The sequence below is a fragment of the Polaribacter sp. OB-PA-B3 genome (genome assembly GCF_054589375.1).
Genome location: NZ_BAAIIX010000003.1, coordinates 245026 through 268772, shown reverse-complemented (window position 1 = coordinate 268772; position 23747 = coordinate 245026). Strand labels below are relative to the sequence as shown.

20 protein-coding genes are annotated in these 23747 nt (G+C 31.0%); 17 read left to right on the top strand and 3 right to left on the bottom strand.

Going from position 1 to position 23747, the window contains the following annotated elements; translation table 11 throughout:
* Window positions 1-4: 4 nt before the first annotated feature.
* The 7 genes from coaD (at window position 5) to ACYPV9_RS08330 (ending at window position 10347) form a co-directional block, all read left to right on the top strand.
* On the top strand, window positions 5-463 hold the full coding sequence (coaD, locus tag ACYPV9_RS08360) for a pantetheine-phosphate adenylyltransferase (protein ID WP_299064966.1): 459 nt from the start codon (window positions 5-7) through the stop codon (window positions 461-463).
* Window positions 464-469: 6 nt separating this feature from the next.
* Window positions 470-2215, top strand: a complete 1746-nt coding sequence (locus ACYPV9_RS08355; RefSeq protein WP_459742966.1) for a M14 family metallopeptidase — start codon at window positions 470-472, stop codon at window positions 2213-2215.
* 3 nt (window positions 2216-2218) lie between these two features.
* Window positions 2219-3322, top strand: a complete 1104-nt coding sequence (locus tag ACYPV9_RS08350) for a lactonase family protein (RefSeq protein WP_459742964.1) — start codon at window positions 2219-2221, stop codon at window positions 3320-3322.
* Window positions 3323-3367: 45 nt separating this feature from the next.
* A complete protein-coding gene (locus tag ACYPV9_RS08345; RefSeq protein ID WP_459742962.1) occupies window positions 3368-3835 on the top strand; it encodes a (2Fe-2S)-binding protein in 468 nt (155 codons plus the stop codon).
* Window positions 3828-6044, top strand: coding sequence for a xanthine dehydrogenase family protein molybdopterin-binding subunit (locus tag ACYPV9_RS08340; protein ID WP_459742960.1), 2217 nt, complete (start codon window positions 3828-3830; stop codon window positions 6042-6044). Before ACYPV9_RS08345 ends, ACYPV9_RS08340 begins: the two co-directional genes overlap by 8 nt.
* Before the next feature lie 468 nt (window positions 6045-6512).
* A complete protein-coding gene (locus ACYPV9_RS08335; protein WP_459742958.1) occupies window positions 6513-6911 on the top strand; it encodes a (deoxy)nucleoside triphosphate pyrophosphohydrolase in 399 nt (132 codons plus the stop codon).
* Entirely contained in the window at window positions 6904-10347 is a 3444-nt protein-coding gene (locus tag ACYPV9_RS08330) for a DUF3427 domain-containing protein (RefSeq protein ID WP_459742956.1), read from the top strand. Before ACYPV9_RS08335 ends, ACYPV9_RS08330 begins: the two co-directional genes overlap by 8 nt.
* Window positions 10348-10413: 66 nt before the next feature.
* On the opposite strand, the gene ACYPV9_RS08325 is transcribed toward ACYPV9_RS08330, so the two are convergent.
* Together ACYPV9_RS08325 and ACYPV9_RS08320 are read right to left on the bottom strand one after the other, a co-directional pair.
* Complete coding sequence (locus tag ACYPV9_RS08325; RefSeq protein ID WP_459742954.1) at window positions 10414-12306, bottom strand: SulP family inorganic anion transporter; 1893 nt, start codon at window positions 12304-12306, stop codon at window positions 10414-10416.
* A 51-nt stretch (window positions 12307-12357) separates the two neighbouring features.
* On the bottom strand, window positions 12358-12954 hold the full coding sequence (locus tag ACYPV9_RS08320; protein ID WP_299064955.1) for an NUDIX domain-containing protein: 597 nt from the start codon (window positions 12952-12954) through the stop codon (window positions 12358-12360).
* Between the two features lie 7 nt (window positions 12955-12961).
* Here ACYPV9_RS08320 and pyrE point away from each other — a divergent pair, with 7 nt between their 5' ends.
* Window positions 12962-13603, top strand: coding sequence for an orotate phosphoribosyltransferase (gene pyrE / locus ACYPV9_RS08315; RefSeq protein ID WP_299064954.1), 642 nt, complete (start codon window positions 12962-12964; stop codon window positions 13601-13603).
* 15 nt (window positions 13604-13618) lie between these two features.
* The gene (locus ACYPV9_RS08310; protein ID WP_299064953.1) at window positions 13619-14008 is read left to right on the top strand and encodes an SRPBCC family protein; all 390 of its coding nucleotides are present in this window, start codon (window positions 13619-13621) and stop codon (window positions 14006-14008) included.
* On the opposite strand, the gene ACYPV9_RS08305 is transcribed toward ACYPV9_RS08310, so the two are convergent.
* Window positions 14005-14736: a biotin--[acetyl-CoA-carboxylase] ligase gene (locus ACYPV9_RS08305; RefSeq protein ID WP_459742951.1), complete on the bottom strand. Its 732-nt coding sequence runs from the start codon at window positions 14734-14736 to the stop codon at window positions 14005-14007. The two genes, ACYPV9_RS08310 and ACYPV9_RS08305, sit on opposite strands and share 4 nt — an antisense overlap.
* Window positions 14737-14823: 87 nt before the next feature.
* Here ACYPV9_RS08305 and rsfS point away from each other — a divergent pair, with 87 nt between their 5' ends.
* From rsfS to ACYPV9_RS08265, 8 genes are all read left to right on the top strand, one after another.
* Window positions 14824-15192 (top strand): ribosome silencing factor, encoded by a 369-nt coding sequence (gene rsfS, locus ACYPV9_RS08300; protein ID WP_077809750.1) that lies wholly within the window; start codon window positions 14824-14826, stop codon window positions 15190-15192.
* Window positions 15193-15212: 20 nt separating this feature from the next.
* Window positions 15213-17198, top strand: coding sequence for an ATP-dependent zinc metalloprotease FtsH (gene ftsH / locus ACYPV9_RS08295; protein WP_299064951.1), 1986 nt, complete (start codon window positions 15213-15215; stop codon window positions 17196-17198).
* Window positions 17199-17219: 21 nt separating this feature from the next.
* Window positions 17220-17804, top strand: coding sequence for an LUD domain-containing protein (locus tag ACYPV9_RS08290; RefSeq protein ID WP_459742948.1), 585 nt, complete (start codon window positions 17220-17222; stop codon window positions 17802-17804).
* A 1-nt stretch (window position 17805) separates the two neighbouring features.
* On the top strand, window positions 17806-18600 hold the full coding sequence (locus tag ACYPV9_RS08285) for a phosphatidate cytidylyltransferase (protein WP_459742945.1): 795 nt from the start codon (window positions 17806-17808) through the stop codon (window positions 18598-18600).
* Window positions 18601-18602: 2 nt separating this feature from the next.
* Window positions 18603-19259, top strand: coding sequence for a phosphatidylserine decarboxylase family protein (locus tag ACYPV9_RS08280; RefSeq protein ID WP_299064948.1), 657 nt, complete (start codon window positions 18603-18605; stop codon window positions 19257-19259).
* Window positions 19260-19263: 4 nt separating this feature from the next.
* Window positions 19264-19536, top strand: a complete 273-nt coding sequence (locus ACYPV9_RS08275) for an acyl-CoA-binding protein (RefSeq protein WP_299064947.1) — start codon at window positions 19264-19266, stop codon at window positions 19534-19536.
* Window positions 19533-20147 carry a YceI family protein gene (locus ACYPV9_RS08270; RefSeq protein ID WP_459742942.1) on the top strand — a complete coding sequence of 205 codons (615 nt, stop codon included), beginning with the start codon at window positions 19533-19535 and terminating at the stop codon, window positions 20145-20147. The genes ACYPV9_RS08275 and ACYPV9_RS08270 overlap by 4 nt, the downstream gene beginning before the upstream one ends.
* 112 nt (window positions 20148-20259) lie before the next feature.
* Entirely contained in the window at window positions 20260-23745 is a 3486-nt protein-coding gene (locus ACYPV9_RS08265) for a T9SS type A sorting domain-containing protein (RefSeq protein WP_459742940.1), read from the top strand.
* Window positions 23746-23747: the final 2 nt, after the last annotated feature.

The window sequence follows — 23747 nt, the reverse complement described above, 5'->3', positions numbered from 1 at the left end:
AAATATGAAAAGAGCAATTTTTCCGGGATCTTTCGACCCAATTACACTAGGTCATTTCGATATTATAGAAAGAGGTGTTACCCTTTTTGATGAATTGATTATTGCCATTGGTGTAAATGCCGATAAAAAATATATGTTTTCATTAGAAGAGCGTAAAAACTTTATTGAAGAGTGTTTTAAAGACAATCCTAAAATAAAAGTGGTTACTTATAAAGGGTTAACTGTAGATTTTTGCGAGCAAAATGATGTTGATTTTATTTTAAGAGGTTTAAGAAATCCTGCAGATTTCGAATTCGAAAAAGCCATTGCACATACCAATAGAGATTTAGCTGCTATAGAAACAGTCTTTTTATTAACTGCGGCAAGTACTTCTTATATTTCTTCTTCTATTGTAAGAGATGTGATTAGAAATAATGGAGATTATACCAAATTAGTTCCGAAACCTGTAAGAGTTAAAAAATAAATTACCATGAAAAAACTACTACTACTTACCCTAACTGTTCTTGTACTTTCTTGCAGTAAGAATACAAAAGATTCTATCGATTTTACAACTCAATTCGAAAAATCAGCAGGAAAAGAAACTCCAGAATACAAAGATGTAATTTCTTATTATGAAAATTTAGCAGATGCTTATTCAGAAATTTCTGTATTTACCTTTGGACAAACAGATGCAGGTGAACCCTTACATTTAGTTACTTACAATAGAGAAGGTATTTATAATGTTGATGAAATTACCAATTCTTCTAAAAACAGAATTCTGATAAACAATGGTATTCATCCAGGAGAATCAGACGGAATTGATGCATCGATGATGCTTCTAAGAGACATCGTTCAAAATGATTCTTTGCAAAAAAAATACGAAAACTCAATAATCGCTGTAATACCGGTTTATAATGTTGGTGGTTCTTTAAATAGAAATTCGCACACAAGAACCAATCAAAATGGTCCTGTAGCCTATGGTTTTAGGGGCAATGCTAGAAACTTCGATTTAAATAGAGACTTTATAAAACAAGACACTAAAAATGCGGCGGCTTTTGCAGAAATTTTTCATACTGTAAATCCTGATGTTTTTATAGACAATCACGTTAGCAACGGTGCAGATTATCAATATGCAATAACACACTTATTTACGCAGCACAATAAATTAGGCGGAAAACTGGGGCGCTTTTTAGAAGCTACCATGAGACCAGAAATAGAACAATCCTTAGAAGAAAAAAACATTATTATTACGCCATATGTAAATGTTTGGGGTAATACGCCAGAAGCAGGTTTTTCTCAATTTTTCGATTCGCCAAGATACTCTACAGGCTACACAACTTTATTTCATACCCTGGGTTTAATGGTAGAAACACATATGCTAAAACCTTATAAAATAAGAGTAGAACAAACCTATGAATTAATGCTTTCTGCTTTTGATTTTACTGAGAAAAATTCAGTAAAAATTAAAGAATTAAGAGCAAATGCTTTAGAAGAAATTCTTGCTAAAAAAACATATCCTATTGCATTTGGTGTAGATGTTAACAATCCTACAACACTAAATTTTAAAGGGTACGAAGCAAGCTATATAGATAGTAAAGTTACAACAGGTAAAAGGTTGTTTTATGACACAACCAAACCTTTCGAAAAAGAAACAAAATACTATAACAACTTTAACATCAAAAAAGAAATCAACATACCAAATGCCTACATTTTAAAACAAGGTTGGCATAAAGTTGTAGATCGATTAGAAAATAATGCAATAGAGTTTTCTCGTTTTAAAAACGATACAACAATTACTGTAGAGGTTTCTCATATTAAAGATTTTAAAAGTAGAAACGCTCCATACGAAGGACATTATTTACATTATGGTACAGAAACTATAAAAACCGTAAAAGAAGTAAAATTTAGTGCTGGCGATATATTTATTCCTACAAACCAAAACGGCCTTCGATATATTATAGAAACTTTAGAAGCAGAAGCAACAGATTCGTTTTTTAATTGGAACTTTTTTGATACAATTCTTCAACAAAAAGAAGGGTATTCTGCTTATGTTTTTGAGGATATTGCAGAAAAATATCTTGCAGAAAATTCTAAATTAAAACAAGAACTAGAAGAAAAAATGAATACTGATGAAACATTCGCAAAAGACCCAAGAGCTCAGTTAAACTTTATTCATAAAAACTCACCACATTACGAACCAGCGCATTTACTATTACCTGTTTTTAAGCTTTATTAAACTATGAAAAATTTATATGTATTCTTCTGTTTTTTTGCTATTGTTGGTTGCAAAACTTCTAAATTAAAAAATAATAAGAATTTAGATTTCTATGTTGGTACTTTTACAGATAAAGAAAGCAAAGGTATTTATAAATACAGTTTAACAAATACCGGTAAATTAACAAGCTTGGGCTTGGTAGCAGCAGTTAAAAACCCTAATTTTATTACAAAATCGAAAGACAATAAAACATTGTTTGCTGTTGGCGAAACCACAAAAGAAGGTAAAGGTGTTATTAGATCTTACAACATTAAAGAAAGCTCTTTAGAATTTATAAATAGTGCAGAAACTGGCGGAGCAGTTCCTTGTTACGTAACAGCCAATCATCAAAACTATATTTTAACAGCCAATTATGTGGGTGGCAATGTTGGTTTGTTAAGTTTTAAAGATTCTGGCCAGTTAAATCCGCTACACTATGTGCAACAACACACCGGTAAAGGATCTACAAATAGACAGAAAAAACCACATGCACATTCTGTTTGGTTTCATCCAACTAAAAACGAAGTTATTTCTGCAAACCTTGGCACAAATGAGTTGTGGTTTTCTAAAATAGATAAAGCACAAAATAAACTTATGTACACCCATCAGAAAAAATTAAAAATGGCTGTAGGTGCAGGACCTAGACATTTAGTGTTTCATCCCAACAATAAATGGTTTTATGTTTTAAACGAATTAAATAATACTGTTTCTCTTATCAAAGAAAAAAACAATATGTATTATGTAGATTTCTCTATAAGTACTTTGCCAAAAGATTTTAAAGCCTTTAGCAAAGCTGCAGATATTCATATTTCTAAAGATGGTAAATTTTTATATGCCTCTAATCGTGGGCACGAATCTATTGTTATTTATAACGTAAATTCTAAAAACGGAAAATTAAATGTTATAGATTATCAAAATGTTTTAGGAGAACATCCAAGAAACTTTTCTTTATCTCCAGACAACAAGCACTTATTAGTTGCCAATCAAGACACTAATACCATCATTTCTTTTAAGCGAAATACAGCCAATGGCAAATTAACTTTTACAGATAAAATTAATGCACCAACCCCTGTTTGCATTTTATTTTAAAATATAGTTTGGTTTATGTAACTTGTAGACTTAAAACTTCTATAAGTGAATATCAATATATCTATAAACGGAAAACCGCATACTATAAACACGCAAGAAGATACGCCACTTCTTTGGGTAATTCGAGACATTGTTGGCTTAACAGGTACTAAGTTTGGTTGCGGTGTTAGCCAATGCGGTGCTTGTTCTGTACTATTAGATGGTAAATTAACCAAATCTTGCAGTGTACCGGTTTCTTACGCTCTAGACAAACAAGTGTTTACAATCGAAGGGAGTTCTAAAAATCTAGAAATTTTAAGACAAACTTGGTCAGAAATTAATGTACCACAATGTGGTTATTGCCAATCAGGGCAATTAATTGCAGCTACTGCTCTACTCGATACTATTACAAACCCTACAGACCAAGATATAGACAAAGCCATGAGCGGTAATATTTGTAGATGTGGCACTTATACTCGAATTAAAAAAGCGATACACCAAGCAGTAGCTCTTAAAAACAAAGCAGATGAGTAACATACAAAAAATAGATAGAAGAAATTTTGTAAAGCTATTTGGTTTGGCCTCTGGCGGAATAATTTTAGGATGCACAGCTACTACAGTAGAAAAAAAATTTAAACCAGCTATCGATTCAGATTTTTTTGAGCCGAATTTATTTGTACAAATTGATACATCTGGGACTGTTACTTTAATTGCTTCTAGATCTGAAATGGGACAAGGAATAAGAACTTCTTTAGCATCTGCAATTGCTGATGAGTTGGAAGCAGATTGGCAATACGTAAAAGTAAAACAAGCCACAGGACATGAAAAATACGGAAACCAGAACACTGATGGTTCTAGAAGTGTAAGAACAAGATTAGAACCTATGCGTAAAATGGGTGCCGCAGCAAAAATGATGCTAATATCTGCCGCAGCCCAAAAATGGAAAATCGCTGAAAAAGATTGTAAAGCAGAAAATCATTTTATTGTAAATACCTTAAATAATGACAAGTTATTTTATGGTGATTTGGTGGCATTGGCCTCAGAACTTGAAGTACCTAATCAGACAAAAATTGAATTAAAAAAAGTAGCCGATTTTAAATATATTGGTAAAACCTTAAAAAGCGTAGATTTAAAAGAATTTACCACCGGAACCGCTACTTATGGTATCGATATACGAATACCCAATATGCAATTTGCAGCCGTTGCCAGATGTCCGGTAGCTTTTGGTTCTGTAAAAAGTTTCAAAAAAAATAAGGCAGCACAAGTTTCGGGTGTTTCACAGATTATAGAACTACAAAGACTTACTCCACCTATTGGTAAGTTTTTTGGTATGTTAGGTGGTGTTGCGGTAGTTGCCAATACTACTTGGGCGGCTTTTCAAGGAAAATTAGCTTTAGATATCGATTGGAATCTAGGAGACAATGTTTCTTTTGATACAGAAAAATTTAAACAAACACTTACAGAACGTGTGCGCAAAAGAGGTAAATTGGTACCTGGTGGCAACGGAAACGTAAATAGTGTATTTAAACAAGCCAACCAAATCGTAGAAGCTACTTATCATGTGCCTTTTTTAGCACATGCACCTATGGAGGTACCCAATGCCACCGCATGGTTTCAAAAAGATAAAATTGAAGTTTGGGCACCTGTGCAAGACCCACAAACTGCTAGAAGTGAATTAGCTCACTTTTTTGAAATTCCGATTGAAAACATCACCATTCATATTACTTTTTTAGGTGGCGGTTTTGGGAGAAAATCAAAATCTGACTTTGTAGTGGAAGCCGTTGCTATTTCAAAAAAAATAAATGCACCTGTACAAGTTGTATGGACTCGTGAAGACGACATACAACACAGTTTTTATCACGCAACAAGTGCACAATATTTAAAAGGAAGTTTAGACAAACAAGGCAATGTAACCGGCTGGTTGCAAAGAGTTGGATTTCCTTCTATTGTTTCTTCTTTCAAACCTTTGTCTGATTATGCCTCTGGTTTCGAACTTGGTCAAGGTTTTACCAAACCCATATATCAACTACCAAATTTTAGATTAGAAAATGTAAAAGCAGAAGCAAATCTTAGAATTGGTTGGTTGCGTTCTGTAGTGCACATACATAGTGGCTTTGGTAACAACTCTTTTGTAGACGAATTGGCTTATGCTGCAAAAAAAGATCCGGTACAGTTTCATTTAGATTTATTAAAAAAAGAATCGAATAATGTAAAATTAGCGCCATTACAATTTAATAGCAACAGAATGATGGACGTATTAAATCAAACTGCTAAAATGGCCAATTGGGGTAAAAAACTTCCTAAAAACCACGGATTGGGTGTTGCCATACATTATAGTTTTTACAGTTATGTTGCCACAATTGTAGAGGTTTCTGTTATTGATAAAAAAGTAAAATTAGAAAACGTATTTACCACAATAGATTGTGGTTTGGCTTTAAATAAAGACAATATCAAAAATCAATTAGAAGGTGCAACTATGTTTGGCATGTCTTTAGCTATGCATGGTAAAATTTCTACTAAAGATGGTGCTGTAGAACAACACAATTTTTTCGATTACCAAATGGCGCGTATGCAAGATGCACCAAATATAAACATTCATATTATGGACAAAATGCACGAACCACCAACAGGAGTTGGCGAACCTGGTGTACCTGTAATGGCACCTGCTATTTGCAACGCTATTTTTAATGCTACTGGGCAACGTGTAAGAAGTTTGCCTTTAACAGATGTAGGCTTTTTATAAACTATTATAATGTTTTTAAAAGTAGTTCCTTTTTAAAATCTTTACATTTCCATGAAAAAAATAATCTTAAAAAGGACTTTTTAAGTTTTAAAAACGTATATTGTTAAATGTGCATACACACCTATAAAACAAGCACATACAAGCAACTCTTGTAAAAAACTACAATTTCCTAAAATTTATTCTAGTATAATTTCAAAAATATTCTAGTATATTTTCAAATATATTCTACAACTTTTACAAACAAGCTCCTGTGCGATGTAACAATTGCTCAGTAGCTATGTTGTATTAGCTACTGAGCTGTGTAGTGATTGGTTAGTACTAATTAATTACTGAACTTATCTTTCTTTTTTAAACCTTAAAATTTCACGATTCTTTACAAAAGAAATTGCGAATTCTTTTTTACTTTAGTCATCTTTAATTTTTAAGAAATTAAAACGAATAAGTACAATATTTTATCTTGATAAAAACATGAAAAAAATAGAGGTTGTGGCTGGAATAATTTATCATAAAGAAGAAATTTTATGTGTACAAAGACCTGAAAATAAGTTAGACTATATTTCTAAAAAATTCGAATTTCCTGGTGGAAAAATAGAAAAAGGAGAATCAAAAAAAGAAGCTTTAAGAAGGGAATTAATTGAAGAGTTAAATTTCATACCAACTAAAATTGATGATTTGTTTTTTACAATAGTTCATCAATATCCTGATTTTGAATTAACAATGCATACCTTTAAATGCTATTCAAGAAATAAAAACATACAATTAAATGAGCATATTGCGTCTGAATGGCTTACAGTAAAAAATATTAATATCCTTGATTGGGCTGAAGCAGATATCCCAATAGTAAAAAGATTAATTGATAATGAATAAAGTTTTTGATGATAATTTTAAAGACAGTTTACTAACTGGATTCATTGACAAAACATTAGACTCTGATGCTCTTTATCAACCAGAGTTACTTGTAAACAGAAAAATCCCAAGAAAGAAAGTTTTATCTACAATAATAAAAGAACTTGAAAAATGTGAAAGCTTTTATATATCTGTTGCTTTTGTAACGACAAGTGGAGTTTCTGCTTTAATAAATACTTTCCAAAAACTTGAAAACAAAGGAATAAAAGGAAAAATTCTTGTTTCTCAATACTTGAACTTCACACAACCTGAAGCTTTAAAGAGACTTTGTAAATTCAAAAACATTGAATTAAAAATAATAACTAAAGAAAACTCACATTCAAAAGGTTACATTTTTAAACATTCCGATTATTACAATTTAGTAATTGGTAGCAGCAATCTAACCTCTTCTGCTTTATCAACTAATAAGGAGTGGAATATGAAAGTTTCTGCAAGAAACTCAAGCTCAATCGTAGACAAAGTATTAACCGAATTTCAAGATGATTTTGAAATAGGTGAAATTGTTAATGAAACTTATATTGAAATATACGAGGAGATTTATAAAAAGCAATTTCTAGTTTATAAAAAAAGTGAAGCAGAATTATCAAACGAAATTGAAGTAAAAATTACTCCAAATTCGATGCAAACTGAAGCATTAGATAATTTAAAAAAGCTTAGAAAAGATAAAAACAAAGCTTTAATAATTTCAGCAACAGGAACGGGAAAAACATATTTAGCAGCTTTCGACGCCAAAGCATTTAATCCTAAAAAACTATTATTCGTAGTTCATAGGCGAAATATTGCAGAAAAAGCAATGAAGACTTTCAAAACAATTTTTGGAAAGTCTAAAACCATGGGATTATATTCAGGCAACAAAAGAGAATTAGATAAAGATTTTGTATTTTCAACTGTACAAACAATTTCAAAATCTAATCATTTAGAACAATTCGAAAGCGATTTTTTCGACTACATTATCATTGATGAATCACATCGTTCCGGAGCAGACTCATACATTAGGTTAATAGAATATTTCAATCCAAGTTTCCTTCTTGGAATGACAGCTACACCAGATAGAACAGACGATAAAGATATTTATAGTCTTTTTGACCATAACATAGCTTACGAAATTAGGCTTAATCAGGCTATGGAAGAAAATATGCTCATTCCATTTCATTATTTTGGTGTAACTGATTTGTCTGTAAATGATGAAATCTTGGAAAACGAATCAGATTTCAGACTCTTGACAGCAGACGAAAGAGTTACCAAAATTATTTCTAAAATAGAGTTTTACGGTTCAGATAATGGCATAACAAGAGGCTTAGTTTTTTGTTCATTAAAGAAAGAAGCAAAAGAATTATCTGAAAAATTTAATCAAAGAGGCTATAAAACTGTAGCTTTAACTGGTGATAATTCAGAAGACGACAGAATAAACGCAATAGAGCTACTAGAAAGTGATGACCTTTCAATAAAAATAGATTACATCTTTACAGTTGATATTTTTAATGAAGGCATAGATATTCCTAAAATAAATCAAGTAGTCATGATTCGACCTACACAATCTGCTATAATTTTTATACAGCAACTAGGACGAGGTTTAAGAAAAACAGATAATAAGTATTATTTGACTATTATAGATTTTATTGGTAATTATAAAAACAACTACTTAATACCAATAGCTTTATACGGAGACACTTCTTATAATAAAGATAAAATTCGAAAGTTAATTTCAGAAGGCAGCAGTATGATTCCTGGAGAATCTACAATCAATTTTGATGAAATTACTAAAGAAAAAATTTATGCTTCAATTGATTCTGCAAAGATGCAATTGCTTACTGATTTAAAAATAGACTATAATAATTTAAAAAGTAGAATTGGTCAAATTCCAATGATGATGGATTTTATAAAGAATGACTCTAGAGACCCTTTTCTTTATGTTAATCACTCAAAGTCTTATTTTAATTTCCTAAATAAAGTTGAAAAGAATTTTGATGCGACCTTAAACCCAAAGCAAATAAAATTATTAGAACTATTTTCAAAAGAAATTAACAATTCAAAACGAATCGAGGAATCCTTAATCCTAAAAGAATCAATTAATTACGGTAATTATAATATTAAAAAATTAAGAACAAAAATTAAAGAAAAATATAACTATAGTGTTTCTGAAGAAACTATTAATTCTTGTGTTTCAAATATTAATTTTGAATTTATACGTGAAAAAAAGGATGGAAAACTTATTCCTGCCAAAGATATTTACAACTTAAACATTATTAAATTAGAAAATAGTGAATTTTTAATAGAAGATGAATTTAAATTACTTTTAGAAAACTCTAATTTTAAAGAGTTTTTATTAGACACTGTAGAATATTCTATACACAATTTTAATAAAAACTTTGATTCAACCAAATGGAATGAAGGTTTTCATTTATATAGAAAGTATTCCAGAAAAGATGTCTTTAGAATTTTAAATTTTTCAGAAAATCCAGTTGCACAAAATGTTGGTGGATATTTAGTGAGTCCAGATAATAAGTATTGTCCAATTTTTGTTAATTATCATAAAGAAGAAGATATATCTGAGTCAACTAAATATGAGGACGAATTTGTAAATCAAAGAGAGTTTGATTGGATGTCAAAATCCAATCGAAAATTAGCAAGTAAAGATGTTCAATCTATTTTGGGTAAAAATGGCGAAATCCGACTTCCACTTTTTATCAAAAAAAACAACGACGAAGGAACAGATTTCTACTACATGGGAAACATTAAGCCTCAAAAAAACAATGTTGAACAAACCAAAATGAATAGTGATAGTGGTAAACAAGTTTCTGTTGTCAAAATTCGTTTTGATTTAGAAAACCCAGTTTCAGATTCGATGTATCAATATTTAGAAGAGAATTCAAATATCAAGACTAAAACTGATAAAAAAGCTACTAAAAGCGAAACTATTCAACTTAAAATGGATATTTCAGAAACTGTTGAACCAGCTTATTCAATCCCGCTTTATAATTTTTATGCAGCAGCAGGAAGTTTCAGTGAAATGCAAGACGGCAAAGAACATAGTTTAATAGAAGTTCCAGAAAGATTTTCTTCTGAAGATTATTTTGCATGCAAAGTAATAGGTGAATCCATGAATAAAATTATTCCAAACAATTCAATTTGCATATTCAAAAAGAATGTTACAGGTTCACGAAGCGGAAAAATTCTATTAATTGAAAATAGAGATTCATTTGACCCTGATTTTAATTCAGCATTTACAGTAAAAACTTATTCAAGTGAAAAAACAATAAGTGAAGAAGGTTGGCAACATAATTCAATTTTATTAAAACCAAATTCTTTTGACAATAGCTTTAAAAACATAATCATTGATGAAAATAATAGTAATGAAATGAGAATTATTGGCGAATTTGTAAAAGTATTAATTTAAAATAAAAAAAGCTCAACCAATTACAGTTGAGCTTTTTTATTATAGTGTATTCAAAAATAATATTTTTTAAAACTTATACTCACCAAGAGGTTTCGGAAACTTCTCTGGGTTGGCAGCTAAGTGGTAACGAGGATCGTCGATACCCTCTTCTATAACTCCGTCAAAAATTGGCGATGCTTTGTATAAAAGTACTTTACAATCTTCACTTAAATGCTTTAACGTAACTTTTTTACCCGCTGCTTGGTATTTTTCTACCAAAGCAAATATTGCTTCGATGGCAGAGTGGTCTGAAACTCTAGATTCTACAAAATCAATTTCAATGTTTTCTGGATCTGTTTTAATATCAAACTTATCATTAAAAGCAGTAATACTTCCAAAAAACAAAGGTCCCCAAATTTCGTAAATCTTTGTACCATCTGCTTTAAAACGTTTTCTTGCTCTAATTTTCTTAGCACTTGTCCATGCAAAAGACAAAGCAGAAATAATAACCCCTACAAATACTGCAATGGCCAAATCGAAAAACACAGTTACTGCAGATACAATAATTAATACGGCAGCATCTGATATTGGTATTTTCTTTAAAATTCTAAAACTAGACCAAGCAAAGGTTTCTATAACCATCATAAACATAACCCCAACCAAAGCTGCTATAGGCACTTGTTCTATGTATTTGTCTGCAAATAAAATAAAAGTTAATAAGGTTAATGCCATCATAACACCAGACAAACGGCCTCTACCTCCTGCATTGATATTAATTACAGTTTGCCCAATCATACCACAACCACCTGTACCACCAAACATACCGCTTAAGATGTTACCAGCACCTTGTGCTACACATTCTTTATTACCATTACCTCTAGATTCTGTTAACTCGTCTACCAAGTTCATTGTCATTAAAGTTTCTATCAAACCTACAGAAGCAGCTAAAAAGGCATACGGCGCAATAAATTTTAAAGTATCTAAATTAAAAGGCAGGTTACTCCATAACTCTAATACATTTAAGTTTTTAGAAAGTTCTGCGATTCCGTTTAAGCCAGCTCCTCCTCCATCTCTAATAAAATCACCTACATTTATAGAACCTAAACCACTAAATATAGACACCAATGTAACGATTAAAATAGCGGTTAAAGCTGCAGGTATTTTGGTTGTTAATTTAGGCAAGCCCCAAACAATAAACATGGTTAGCAAAACCAAACCAATCATAACATACAGTGTTTTACTTTGCATGGTTGTTTTTACCACACCACTATCTTTTACAGTGTAAAAACCTTCTTTATCTGCATTGTAAAGTACTTTTTTTGTATTGATATCAAAAACCTGACCTTCTGAAATTAAAAATGCGTCTTGATTAGTGTTTGCATTTTTTATTGCATTTCCTTCTATTGTAAACAATACGGTACCAGAAGCGAGGTCTTTTACTTGGTTACCCTCTACTTGATATACCAATTCTTTGGCAGTTGTTTTACGCATGTTTTGCCCGTAAACATCTTTTTTGTTTTCGGTAAACATACCCAATTGTGCCATAAAAATAACAATGGCCAAACCGTTTACAAATCCCATCATTACAGGGTGCGGAATTAACCTTACAAACTTACCAAGTTTAAACAAACCAGCAATTACCTGTATTACTCCCATTAAAACCACTGCCGCTAACAGGTAGAAATACCCCATATTTTCTACAGGTGTATCAAAAAGCAATCCTTTAGCGTGCCCTTCTTGTATCATATTTACAAAAATAACGGCTACTGCACCAGCTGCACCAGAAATTAAACCTGGTCTACCACCAAAAACAGCCGAAATTAATCCAATAACAAAAGCACCAAACAAAGCCACAATAGGGCTAATTTGTGCCACAAAAGCAAAGGCTACTACTTCTGGTATCATAGCCAAAGAAACGGTTATACCTGCTAATGCATCATCTTTTGCATTTGGCATTATTTTTTTAATAAATCCTGTCATTTTATTGTAGCTTTTTAGAAGTCGGCAAAGATAGAATGTTTTTTGAGAATATTACATATTTAGGTAAGTATCATAAACTAAAGCAATGTTTTTATAAGAATTTGCAAGGGCTACTGTTATCTCCTTTTGATTCATAAAAACAACTTTTGTAATACCTTCTTCTAATTGCGGAGTTAAGCTACCTGAGTAATCTGTTGTCATTAAGTACCAAAAGGTTTCTTTTAGTTTCATTCCTTTGTCAAAATAAACATGGTAAGTAGTAATTAGAGGTTGCACTAATTGTAGGCTATTGATACCACATTCTTCTTCTACTTCTCTTACTGCTGCCTCTTCTATAGACTCTCCTTTTTCGATTCTTCCTTTAGGTAAATCCCATTTATCAAATCTGTAAATACATAAAATTTCTTTGTGTGCATTTAAAACCAAACCACCCGCTGCAGAAATAATATTAAAAGTTTTTAAAAAAGCACGCCAACCTTCTTCTAAATTGGGTGTATAAAGCGTTATACCCTTAACACTGTTACCTTTAAGTTTATGTATAATTTCTTCCGTTACAGAATTTTTTAAAATATACAAAGGAAAATCATTCTCTTTTTTTTGAGAAGATGTTACAATTATTGGCTTATCATTTACAAAAACTTTATACATTTGCGGTATGATTTTAAACAAAGATACGGCAAAAAAAACAGCTGAACTTTTACTGCAAGTAAAAGCGATAAAGCTAAACCCAAATGACCCTTTTAATTGGGCGTCAGGTTGGAAATCGCCAATTTATTGCGATAACAGAGTAACACTTTCTTATCCTCCGGTTCGTATTTTCTTAAAAGAAGAAATTGCAAAAATTGTAGAAAAAGAATACGGCAAACCAGATGTTATAGCAGGTGTTGCCACGGGCGCAATAGCAATTGGTATTTTAGTTGCACAAGAATTAGGTGTACCTTTTATTTATGTAAGACCAGAGCCAAAAAAACATGGTAGAAAAAACCAAATTGAAGGGCACTTAGAAAGAGGTCAAAACGTTGTAGTGATAGAAGATTTAATAAGTACTGGTAAAAGTAGCTTAAATGCTGTAGATGCTTTAAAAGAAGCAGGTGCAGTTGTTAAAGGTATGGTTGCCATTTTTTCTTATGGTTTTGATGTTGCTACAAACAACTTTAAAGAGAAAAACGTAGCTCTATCTACTTTAAGTAATTATGAAAATTTATTAGAACAAGCTTTAGATAGCAACTACATTTCTGAAAAAGAATTGATAACTTTACACGAATGGAGAAGAGAACCTAGTACTTGGAATCAATAATAAAAGATTAACAACATGAATATTACAGGAAACAAAGTTGTGATTGACAAATCGCAAGAAGAATTATTTAACTTTTTTAGCGATTTAAATAATTTCGAAAAAATTATGCCAGAAAACACGCAAAAGTTTGAGGTTGACGGCGATTCTTTTCTATTTAGCCTACCAGGAATGCCAGAAATAAGGCTGGTTTTAAAAGAAAAAACTGAATTTTCTAACATTACTCTTGGTGCTGCTAGTAGCAAATTATCTTTTGCTTTGGCTGCAGATATTGTTAAAATTGAAGACAATAAAAGTGAGGTTTCTTTAAATTTTAACGGAGATTTTAATCCAATGATGGCAATGATGGTAAAAAAACCATTATCTAAATTTGTAGATACTTTAACAGAAAATATTTCGAAGCTTTAAAGTAAAGAAATTTCTTTAATACCAAATTCTAAAATGGTTTCATCTTCTACTTCTACTTGAAGTTTGCCATCTATAGAAATGCCTCGAATAACACCCATAAATAAAGCATTTTTACTATCTTTAAACATAGTAGGAATGTTTTTTTTATGCAACACTTGTAAATAATCTTTTTCTAGAGTCTCAAAATTATCAGACTCTAAAATTGCAATCTTTTCTTTCAACTTTGCAACAAGTAAATCTAAAATTTCTTCTAAATTATAAGGTTTGGGTCTTATCAGTTTTAAAGAACTCGCTTTTTCTAAGTACGCAGGAAAATCAGTTTGGTTTACATTTAGCCCAATTCCGATGACAGAGGATGCAATTTTTGCTCCTTTTAAGCTATTTTCAACTAAAACTCCGCAAATTTTCTTGTTTACTGCCAAAATGTCGTTAGGCCATTTAATGGTTACTTTCGGAATTTCTAAGCCTGTTAAAACTTGGTAAATAGCTAAAGAAACTGCAAAATTTAAGTACCTTCTTTTCGAAATATCTAAATCAGAAAAACGAACAAAAACACTAAATATCAAGTTCTTATAAGGCTCTGAAACCCAAATACTGCCTTGTTGCCCGCGACCATTTACTTGGCTATCTGTAACAACAATTGTATAATTTTCTAAGACAGAATTAGATGCCATTTCTTTTAAAAAAGAATTGGTAGAATCGATGGCACTAAGTTTGATTCTTTTCAAGTGTTAAATAAAGTGTAAACAAGTTCAATATTACATAAAATAGTCGCAAAAAAATAATAACTTTGCGTTTAAATTAGAAAAAAATTAATGACAAATAAACAAGTAAGTACAGATGATTTAATATCTGTAATAATTCAGGGAATTGAGGAAGTTAAAGGAGAAGATATTCAATTACTTGACTTACGCGAAATTGAAAATACCGTTTGCGATTATTTTATAATTTGCTCTGGTAACTCTAACACACAAGTAAAAGCAATTTCTGGTTCGGTTCAAAAAATGGTGAGTAAACAGCTAAAAGATAAACCTTGGCATATAGAAGGTGAAAATATTGCTGAATGGATTCTAATGGACTACGTAAACGTTGCAGTACATATCTTTCAAAAACAAACAAGAGATTTTTATGACATTGAAGGTCTTTGGGGAGATGCAAAAATTACAGAAATAAAACCAGCTTAAATTTTTAGATTTTATAAAAAATGAACGAAAATAAAAAAGACAACAACACAAATGTACCAAAATTTAAGTTTAACGCTTATTGGATTTACGGTGCAATTTTAGTATTACTAATTGGATTTCAATTTTTTAGTAGCGGAGATTTAGCTACTAAAAGCATTTCTAAAAACGAATTTAATGAAGTTTTAAGAGATAACGATATTTCTAAAATTATTGTAGTTAATAACAACGTCGCTCAGGTTTTTATAAAAGAAGAAGCAATTAAGAAAGAAAAATATCAGAAATTAATAAATTCTACATTTTATAGAAAAGGATCTTCTTTGTATGAATATAATTTTGGTGATTTACAAAATTTCGAAAACAATTTACAAGAAGCAAAAAAAGAAAACAATTTAACTTTCGATTTAAAAAACGAAAGTAGAACAAGCATGATAGATACCTTAATTGGTTTTTTACCTTTTATTATCTTAATTGCTATTTGGTTATTCTTTATGCGTAGAATGTCTGGCGGTGGCGCTGGTTCTGGCGGTGGTGGCCAAATATTTAACATTGGTAAATCGAAAGCCAAGTTATTTGATAAAGACACGAAAGTAAAAACAACTTTCGAAAATGTAGCAGGTTTAGAAGGTGCTAAAGAAGAAGTACAAGAAATTGTAGACTTCTTAAAAAACCCAGAGAAATATACTTCTCTTGGTGGTAAAATACCAAAAGGTGCTTTATTAGTAGGACCTCCGGGAACTGGTAAAACTTTATTAGCAAAAGCCGTTGCAGGTGAAGCTGGTGTACCTTTCTTCTCTCTATCAGGATCAGACTTTGTAGAGATGTTTGTTGGGGTTGGTGCTTCTAGAGTTAGAGACTTGTTTAAACAAGCTGCACAAAAATCACCTTCAATTATTTTTATTGATGAGATTGATGCTATTGGTAGAGCTCGTGGTAAAAATAGCATGACAGGTGGTAACGATGAAAGAGAAAATACATTAAACCAACTGTTAACAGAAATGGATGGTTTTGGTACAGATACAAACGTAATTGTTATTGCTGCAACTAACAGAGCAGATGTTTTAGATAGTGCACTTATGCGTGCTGGTAGATTCGATAGACAAATTTATGTAGACCTACCAAATATAAACGAACGTAAAGCAATTTTTGAGGTTCATATCAAACCTTTAAAATTAGCAGACGATGTTAATGTTGAGTTTTTAGCGCAACAAACACCTGGTTTTTCTGGTGCAGATATTGCTAACATGTGTAACGAATCTGCTTTAATTGCTGCCAGAAATGGTAAAACTGCAATTCATCATCAAGACTTTTTAGATGCTGTAGATAGAATTGTTGGTGGTTTAGAAAAGAAAAACAAGGTAATTACACCTAAAGAGAAAAAAGTAATTGCTTATCACGAAGCAGGTCACGCAACGGTAAGTTGGATGTTAGAACATGCTGCACCATTAGTTAAAGTAACTATTGTACCTAGAGGACAATCTTTAGGAGCTGCATGGTACCTACCAGCAGAAAGATTAATTGTGCAGACCGAGCAAATGTTAGACGAAATGTGTGCTACACTTGGTGGTAGAGCAGCAGAAAAAATAATTTTTGATAAAATATCTACAGGTGCTTTAAGTGATTTAGAAAAAGTGACGAAGCAAGCAAGAGCAATGATAACTGTTTATGGTTTAAATGAAGAGGTTGGTAATGTTACATATTACGATTCTTCTGGAAATGATTCTTTTGTGAAACCATACAGTGATGACACAGCTAAAAGAATAGACCAAGAAATTTCTAAGTTGATCGAAAATCAGTACCAAAGAGCTATTGAGTTATTAGACAACAATAAGGAAAAATTAACAGTTTTAGCAGAGTTACTTTTAGAGAAAGAAGTTATCTTTAAAGACGATTTAGAAAAAGTATTTGGTAAAAGACCATTTGAAGCATTAGATGCTGAAGTAAAAGTAGAAAAATTGATTGAAGAAGAAGTGAGTGTTCCCCCAGCAGCAGAAAGCACTGAGGAATAATCTAATATTCGACAATTAAGAATGAATTTTTTAAAAAAGATATTTAACATACCGGTTAAAGAAGATAAAGAAATCCAAAGACAGGAAGTAAACCTGTCTTTGGATGATCTTTTTGTACATAACTTTATCGAAAAAGGAGGTAAATTTTTATATTGTTTAAAGAAAGAAGAAGTTTTAGAAAACCTTAAGCGTATTCTTTCTGAAAATAATTGGAAAGAAATTTTACTTACAAATGATAATTTACGCAGGTTTATAGACGAAGATAAAATTGCAATACACAGTAATTTAAAAAAATCTGTGCCATTTTTTACTTCTTGCGAACATTTAATTGCAGATAAAGGAGAAGTTTTATTTTCTTCTAATCAATTAAAGAGTACCAAATTATCAGAATTATCAGAAAACTTTATTGTTTACGCCACAACTAGTCAGCTAGTTAGAAATACTGGCGAAGGCTTGACAGGTATCAAAACAAACTCTAAAGAAACTTTACCTACAAATATATCTTCAGTAAAAAATTATGAGATTAATAAAAAAGATGATAATTTTTTAAATTATGGCAACAGTAATACAAAAAACTTATATTTGCTGCTGTTAGAAGATTTATAATATGCGCAACCTTTTAAGAAGGAGTTTTTCTGGAATCATTTATGTTTTAATTTTTATATCTGCTATTCTTTTTTCTAAAGAATCTTATATGGCTTTAATTGCATTTTTTGGTTTTGTTGCCATTTGGGAACTTTCAAAAATGATTAATTTAAAAAGTTTAGGTGCTTATTTACTTTTTGCTCTTTCTCTTTTTCTTATTATCAAAAGACCTTACAATTACGCCATCAATATTATTTTAGCTATAAATATTGCGTCTTCATTGTTTCTAATTTTTCAATTATTTAAAAAGAACGAAATTAAATTTAAGACAGAAAGAGACAAACTTGGATTAACAATTAGATATCTTATTTTTTCTTTTTGTTTTTTAATTCTGTTGCCTTTTGTAAATGAAGTCTACACACCTTATATAATGATATCTATCTTAATACTAATTTGGGTAAACGATAGTTTCGCTTTCTTGGTGGGTAAAAATTTTGGTAAAACAAAATTGTTTGTTTCTGTTTCTCCTAAAAAAACCATCGAAGGCTTTATAGGTGGCTTTGTATTTTCTTTAGTAGCAGCATATTTTATTAGTAGATTAAATAATGATTTAACTTTGCTAAATTGGTTTATAATTGCCACAATTGTTTCTGTTATTGGAACTATTGGAGATTTGGTAGAATCTAAATTGAAAAGACAAGCAAAAATTAAAGACAGTGGTAACATTATGCCAGGTCATGGAGGTATTTTAGATAGGCTTGATAGTTTATTATTTGCGGCTCCGTTTGTATATTTGTATATTAACTTTATTATTTAAGTATGATTCGTTTTCATAAAGAAGGGTATAAAATTATTGTAATTGCTTTTATTTTATCTATAGCTGGTATTTTATTAGCAGATAGATTTATAGAAATTATTTGGCTTGTAAAAGTAATTCAAGTAGCCATTTTAATACTACTTTTTACAGTATTGCAATTTTTTAGAAACCCTAAGAGGGTTACAACTTTAGATGAAAGAACAATAATTGCACCTGTTGATGGTAAAGTGGTTGTGATAGAAGAAGTTGAAGAGCCAGAATATTTTAAAGATAAAAGATTACAAGTATCAATCTTTATGTCTCCAATAAATGTACATGTTACTAGGTATGCGATGAGCGGTATTATTAAATACAGCAAATATCATCCGGGTAAATACTTAGTTGCATGGCACCCAAAAGCTTCTACAGAAAATGAAAGAACAACTGTAGTTATAGAAAACGGCGTAATGGGTGAGGTTTTATACAGACAGATTGCCGGTGCACTAGCTAAAAGAATTGTAAACTACGCCAAAGAAGGTGAAGAAGTTATACAAGGTACAGATGCAGGTTTTATTAAATTTGGATCTAGAGTAGATTTATATTTACCGCTAGGTACAGAATTGGCTGTAAAGTTAGGCGATAAAGTAAAGGGAGGTACACAAATTGTAGCTAGAAAATAAATATATGAATACTGATTTAGACATAGCGTTTAAAGAAGCTTTCATTAAAATATCTGAGCTTAAAGAAGCAGTTACACCAGACATTATGCTTAAATTTTATGCATATTACAAACAAGCTAATTATGGCAGTAATTTACCTTATGAAAACGATTTAAATGTAAGAAACGCATTTAAACTAAATGCTTGGATGCAATTAAAAGATATGTCTTCTGAAGAAGCAAAAAAAGAGTATATAAAATTAGCAAATACAGTATTAAATAAACAACAATCAAAATGAAAAAAGCATTTATTTTATTATTATTAGTTGCAACTAACATCAGTTTTATCTCTTGTAAATCAGATAAAACTGCATCTAAAACAGAACAAAAAGAAGACAATGCTAAGTTTTCACTAAAAAAAGCTGAAAGTGAAATTAACTTTACTGCTTATAAATTTACAGAAAAAACACCAGTTGGTGGGCAATTTAGACAAGTAGATATCATTTCTGGTGGTTCTGGAGAAACGATTAAAGAAGCAATTAATAATACCGAATTTTCGATTCCTGTAAGTAGTATTTTTACGAAAGATTCTAGTAGAGATTATAAAATTCAGAAGTTCTTTTTCGGAGTAATGTCTGATACAAAATTACTATCAGGAAAACTAAACATAGAAAATGATTCTATTGGTGCTGCAACGATAAAGATGAATGGAGTATCTAAAAAAGTACCTTTCAAATACACAATTGTAAACAATACTTTTGCCATGAGTGGTAAAATGGACGTTAGTAATTGGAATGCATTAGATGCTTTAGCTTCTTTAAATAAAGTTTGTGAAGCTTTACATACTGGTTCTGACGGAATTTCTAAAACTTGGAGCGAAGTTGCTTTAAATATCACCACAAAATTCTAGAATTATATTACAATAATTCAAAAAAAATATTATATTTGGCTGTTAAAATTATGTTAACAGCCTTTTTTTTGCTCTGACATTAGTTTTAATTAACCTTTTTTACCCCTAATAAATGACTAAAAAAATTACCCCTAATTTTTTAAGACATCTTCTTGTCTTAATTATTTTTTCACAAGCATTAAATTTCTTTTCGCAAAACAGTGTTTACTTAAACGTAAACTGGCCAAGTTATTCAGGCGAAAATAAAATGGAGATTATCAATTCATCTAATCAAGTTGTTTTATCAATTGATGATAATTTTGGCAATGGAGCAAACACAAGTTTTCTAAATCAAAACTCATCTGTTGTAAACCTTCCTAACGGAAATTATACTATAAGAGTTTATGACCAATATGGTGATGATTGGAACGGAACCGGACCCTACGGTAAAGTTTTTGTAAACGGTAGCGAAGCTTTTAATTTCAATGGAGATTTCTCTAATAATGCTTCTGCTAACACACCTATTCAATTTGACTTTTCGTTCGATATTGGTTTAGATAATGCATCATTTACATATGCAAATAGTAGTTATTCAATTTCAGATGCCGACCCTACTCCAACAATTACAGGAGAAACAGGTGGTACTTTTACAGGAACAGCTGGTTTGGTAATCAATGCTACAACTGGTGTTATCGATTTATCAGAATCTACTATAGACACCCACACGATTACATATACTACCACAAATCCAGATCAAAGTAGTTCGCAACAAAATATTACAATTAATTTTGCTACATCACAATACCATAATACTTCTAAGAAATATATAGAATACATTCCGGGTACAATGCCTGTAATAATTTCGGCTCCTCATGGTGGTAGACTTACCGGCGGAGAATTAACTACTAGAAGTTGTGGTACAGGTGAAATGGATGATAATACAGACATTTTAATAAGAGAAATACAAAAGAAATGTTTTGATGAATTTGGAGTTTATCCTTATATCATCATCAATAATCTTAGAAGAAATAAACTAGATCCTAACAGAACAAAAAGTGTTGCAACGTGTGGTAACAGCAGTGCAGATGAGTATTTTGATGCTTATCATGGTTTTATTGACCAAGCTAGTGCAGATGTCAATACTAAGTTTGGTAAAGGTTTGTATATAGATTTACACGGACAAAGTCACTCGATACCTAGAATAGAAGCAGGTTATAATTTACCTAGTAGTTCTTTTGATGAGAATTTAAACAACACATCAACAAATGCTGCAGAATTAGCAAGAGTTACTATTAAAAACTTAATTGAAAACAATTTACAAAATTTAACTTTTGAAGATCTAATCAGAGGATCTGAAAGTTTTGGAGGTTTAATGCAAGTTACCGGAGGTTCTGAATATGCTTCTCTAGGACACGCTGGATGCGGAAGAACAGAAGGTTATAGAACTGTACCAAGTCATATTGGTGATGGTGGGCAAGGTTCTTGTGATGATACAAATCCTGGTAATAATTCTTATTTCGCAGGAGATTATTATAGTAATATTAGACACGGATCTGGTAGTACAAGTAATGCAAACACCGTTGTAGGTGGTGGCGGAACTGTAAATGGCGGTGGTGGTACTATTGATGGTATTATGACTGAAGTTAATAGAAGAGTTAGAGACTTAGGAAGTGCATATACTTCTACATACGGTGTCTCAGATTCTAGAAGCGCTACAATTCCTTATTTTTCTAGAGATTACGCTAAAGTGTTAGAAAAATTCATCAATTTACATTATAATGATTTTTCTGATTTTTCTTATGATAACACAAGCTACTCTATCAACGGAGTTAATACAACCCCAACCATACAAGGAATTTCGGGTGGAGAATTTTCTTCTACTTCTGGTTTAGCCTTAAACACTACTACCGGAGAGATTAATGTTGCTACTTCGACACCAGGAACATACACAATTGCATATACTGCGCCAAACGTAGGTAGTTTTTATAAAAAAGAAACAGAAATTACCATTAATACAGATGAAGTTACTAACGAGTTCACAGGTACTTCTGGTAATTGGTCTATAGCTTCTAATTGGAGCTTAAATAGAGAACCTTTAGCTACAGACAATGTTTTGATTCCTTCTGGAAATACAGCTTATTTAGATGGTAATCAAAAATCTATTAAAGACCTTAGTGTGGAAGGTAACCTTATTATAAACTCTAGCAAATCTTTAACAGTAGGAGGTAATTTAATAAATACAGGTAATTTTACTTTAGAAACAGGAGCATCTTTAATTGTAAATGGTACAGCTACAGGTAACTTAGTTTACAACAGAAATATTGATGGAAATAAGTGGTTTTTAATAGGGTCTCCTCTATCTGGGCAAACAGTTGTAAATTTTGTAAATAATCATCCAAGTATCGCAAAAGGGTCTGGTTCTGGAACTGATAGAAATATAGCTTTAGCTCCTTTTGATAATTCAAGACCTAACTCTTTAAGATGGGCTTATTATAAAGTTGGTCAAGTAGATGAAATTAATGGTGATGATACTGTAGATGTATTAGAATCAGGAAAAGGTTTTACCACTAGATTAACATCAAATGGCACGCTAGCATTTACAGGAACATTAAATACAGGAAATGTTGTAAAACAGGTAACGCAAGGCACAAACTCTTTCAACTTAATGGCAAACCCTTATACTTCTTATTTAAACAGTGCAGACTTTTTAACTCAAAACTCTGGTGTAGGTAAAAGTTTAAAAACACAAACTTTATGGGTATGGAATCAAAACTTAAATGGAGGTTTAGGTGACTATGACACAAGAGTAACTGTACAAAATTTCGAAATTGCACCAGGGCAAGCATTTTTTGTTGAGGTAGAAAATACAAATGATATTAATTTTTCTGCAGCTTCACAAAGCCACCAAAATACAGATACTTTCTTAAAGTCTGATAGACCAGAAATTAAACTGAATATTACAGATGGTACTAACATCAAATTTACTGAAATCTATTATATTGATGGTACAACTACAGGTTTTGATAATGGATATGACGGAGAAATATTTAGTGGAGTTAGTTCTAATTTTCAAGTTTTTAGTGGATTAGTTTCTAAATCAAACGAGAAGAAATTAAGTATTCAATCGCTACCAAATAGTAATCATGAAGCTATGATTATACCTATAGGAATTAATGCAAAATCTGGTTCTGAAATTGAATTTTCTACAGAGATTAAAAACTTACCTACAGGTTTAAATGTTTATTTAGAAGATAAATCTAAAAATACATTTACAAAATTAAGTGATAGTAATAACAACTATAAAATTGTTTTAGAAGAAGATTTAAACGGAACTGGAAATTTTTACTTACACACAAGAGCTAAAGTATTGGCTACAGAAATAGAAGCTATAGATAATGTATCTATTTATAGTTCTAAAAGTAAAGTAATTATAAAAGGTATTGTTAATACTGATATTAATTTATCTATAGTTTCTATTCTTGGTAGTAAAGTATTCAAAACAAACTTTGCTTCTAACGGTACATCAGAAATTAAACTACCTAAGTTATCTAAAGGAGTTTATCTTTTACAGATAAAGAGTAGCACAAATAATATTACAAAAAAAATAATTTTAGAATAATC

Excerpts from the sequence above, each read along its gene's own strand:
- coaD (WP_299064966.1), top strand. The coding sequence starts at position 5 with ATGAAAAGAGCAATTTTTCCGGGATCTTTCGACCCAATTACACTAGGT.
- ACYPV9_RS08355 (WP_459742966.1), top strand. The coding sequence starts at position 470 with ATGAAAAAACTACTACTACTTACCCTAACTGTTCTTGTACTTTCTTGC.
- ACYPV9_RS08350 (WP_459742964.1), top strand. The coding sequence starts at position 2,219 with ATGAAAAATTTATATGTATTCTTCTGTTTTTTTGCTATTGTTGGTTGC.
- ACYPV9_RS08340 (WP_459742960.1), top strand. The coding sequence starts at position 3,828 with ATGAGTAACATACAAAAAATAGATAGAAGAAATTTTGTAAAGCTATTT.
- ACYPV9_RS08335 (WP_459742958.1), top strand. The coding sequence starts at position 6,513 with ATGAAAAAAATAGAGGTTGTGGCTGGAATAATTTATCATAAAGAAGAA.
- ACYPV9_RS08330 (WP_459742956.1), top strand. The coding sequence starts at position 6,904 with ATGAATAAAGTTTTTGATGATAATTTTAAAGACAGTTTACTAACTGGA.
- ACYPV9_RS08325 (WP_459742954.1), bottom strand. The coding sequence starts at position 12,306 with ATGACAGGATTTATTAAAAAAATAATGCCAAATGCAAAAGATGATGCA.
- ACYPV9_RS08320 (WP_299064955.1), bottom strand. The coding sequence starts at position 12,954 with ATGTATAAAGTTTTTGTAAATGATAAGCCAATAATTGTAACATCTTCT.
- pyrE (WP_299064954.1), top strand. The coding sequence starts at position 12,962 with ATGATTTTAAACAAAGATACGGCAAAAAAAACAGCTGAACTTTTACTG.
- ACYPV9_RS08310 (WP_299064953.1), top strand. The coding sequence starts at position 13,619 with ATGAATATTACAGGAAACAAAGTTGTGATTGACAAATCGCAAGAAGAA.
- rsfS (WP_077809750.1), top strand. The coding sequence starts at position 14,824 with ATGACAAATAAACAAGTAAGTACAGATGATTTAATATCTGTAATAATT.
- ftsH (WP_299064951.1), top strand. The coding sequence starts at position 15,213 with ATGAACGAAAATAAAAAAGACAACAACACAAATGTACCAAAATTTAAG.
- ACYPV9_RS08290 (WP_459742948.1), top strand. The coding sequence starts at position 17,220 with ATGAATTTTTTAAAAAAGATATTTAACATACCGGTTAAAGAAGATAAA.
- ACYPV9_RS08285 (WP_459742945.1), top strand. The coding sequence starts at position 17,806 with ATGCGCAACCTTTTAAGAAGGAGTTTTTCTGGAATCATTTATGTTTTA.
- ACYPV9_RS08280 (WP_299064948.1), top strand. The coding sequence starts at position 18,603 with ATGATTCGTTTTCATAAAGAAGGGTATAAAATTATTGTAATTGCTTTT.
- ACYPV9_RS08275 (WP_299064947.1), top strand. The coding sequence starts at position 19,264 with ATGAATACTGATTTAGACATAGCGTTTAAAGAAGCTTTCATTAAAATA.
- ACYPV9_RS08270 (WP_459742942.1), top strand. The coding sequence starts at position 19,533 with ATGAAAAAAGCATTTATTTTATTATTATTAGTTGCAACTAACATCAGT.
- ACYPV9_RS08265 (WP_459742940.1), top strand. The coding sequence starts at position 20,260 with ATGACTAAAAAAATTACCCCTAATTTTTTAAGACATCTTCTTGTCTTA.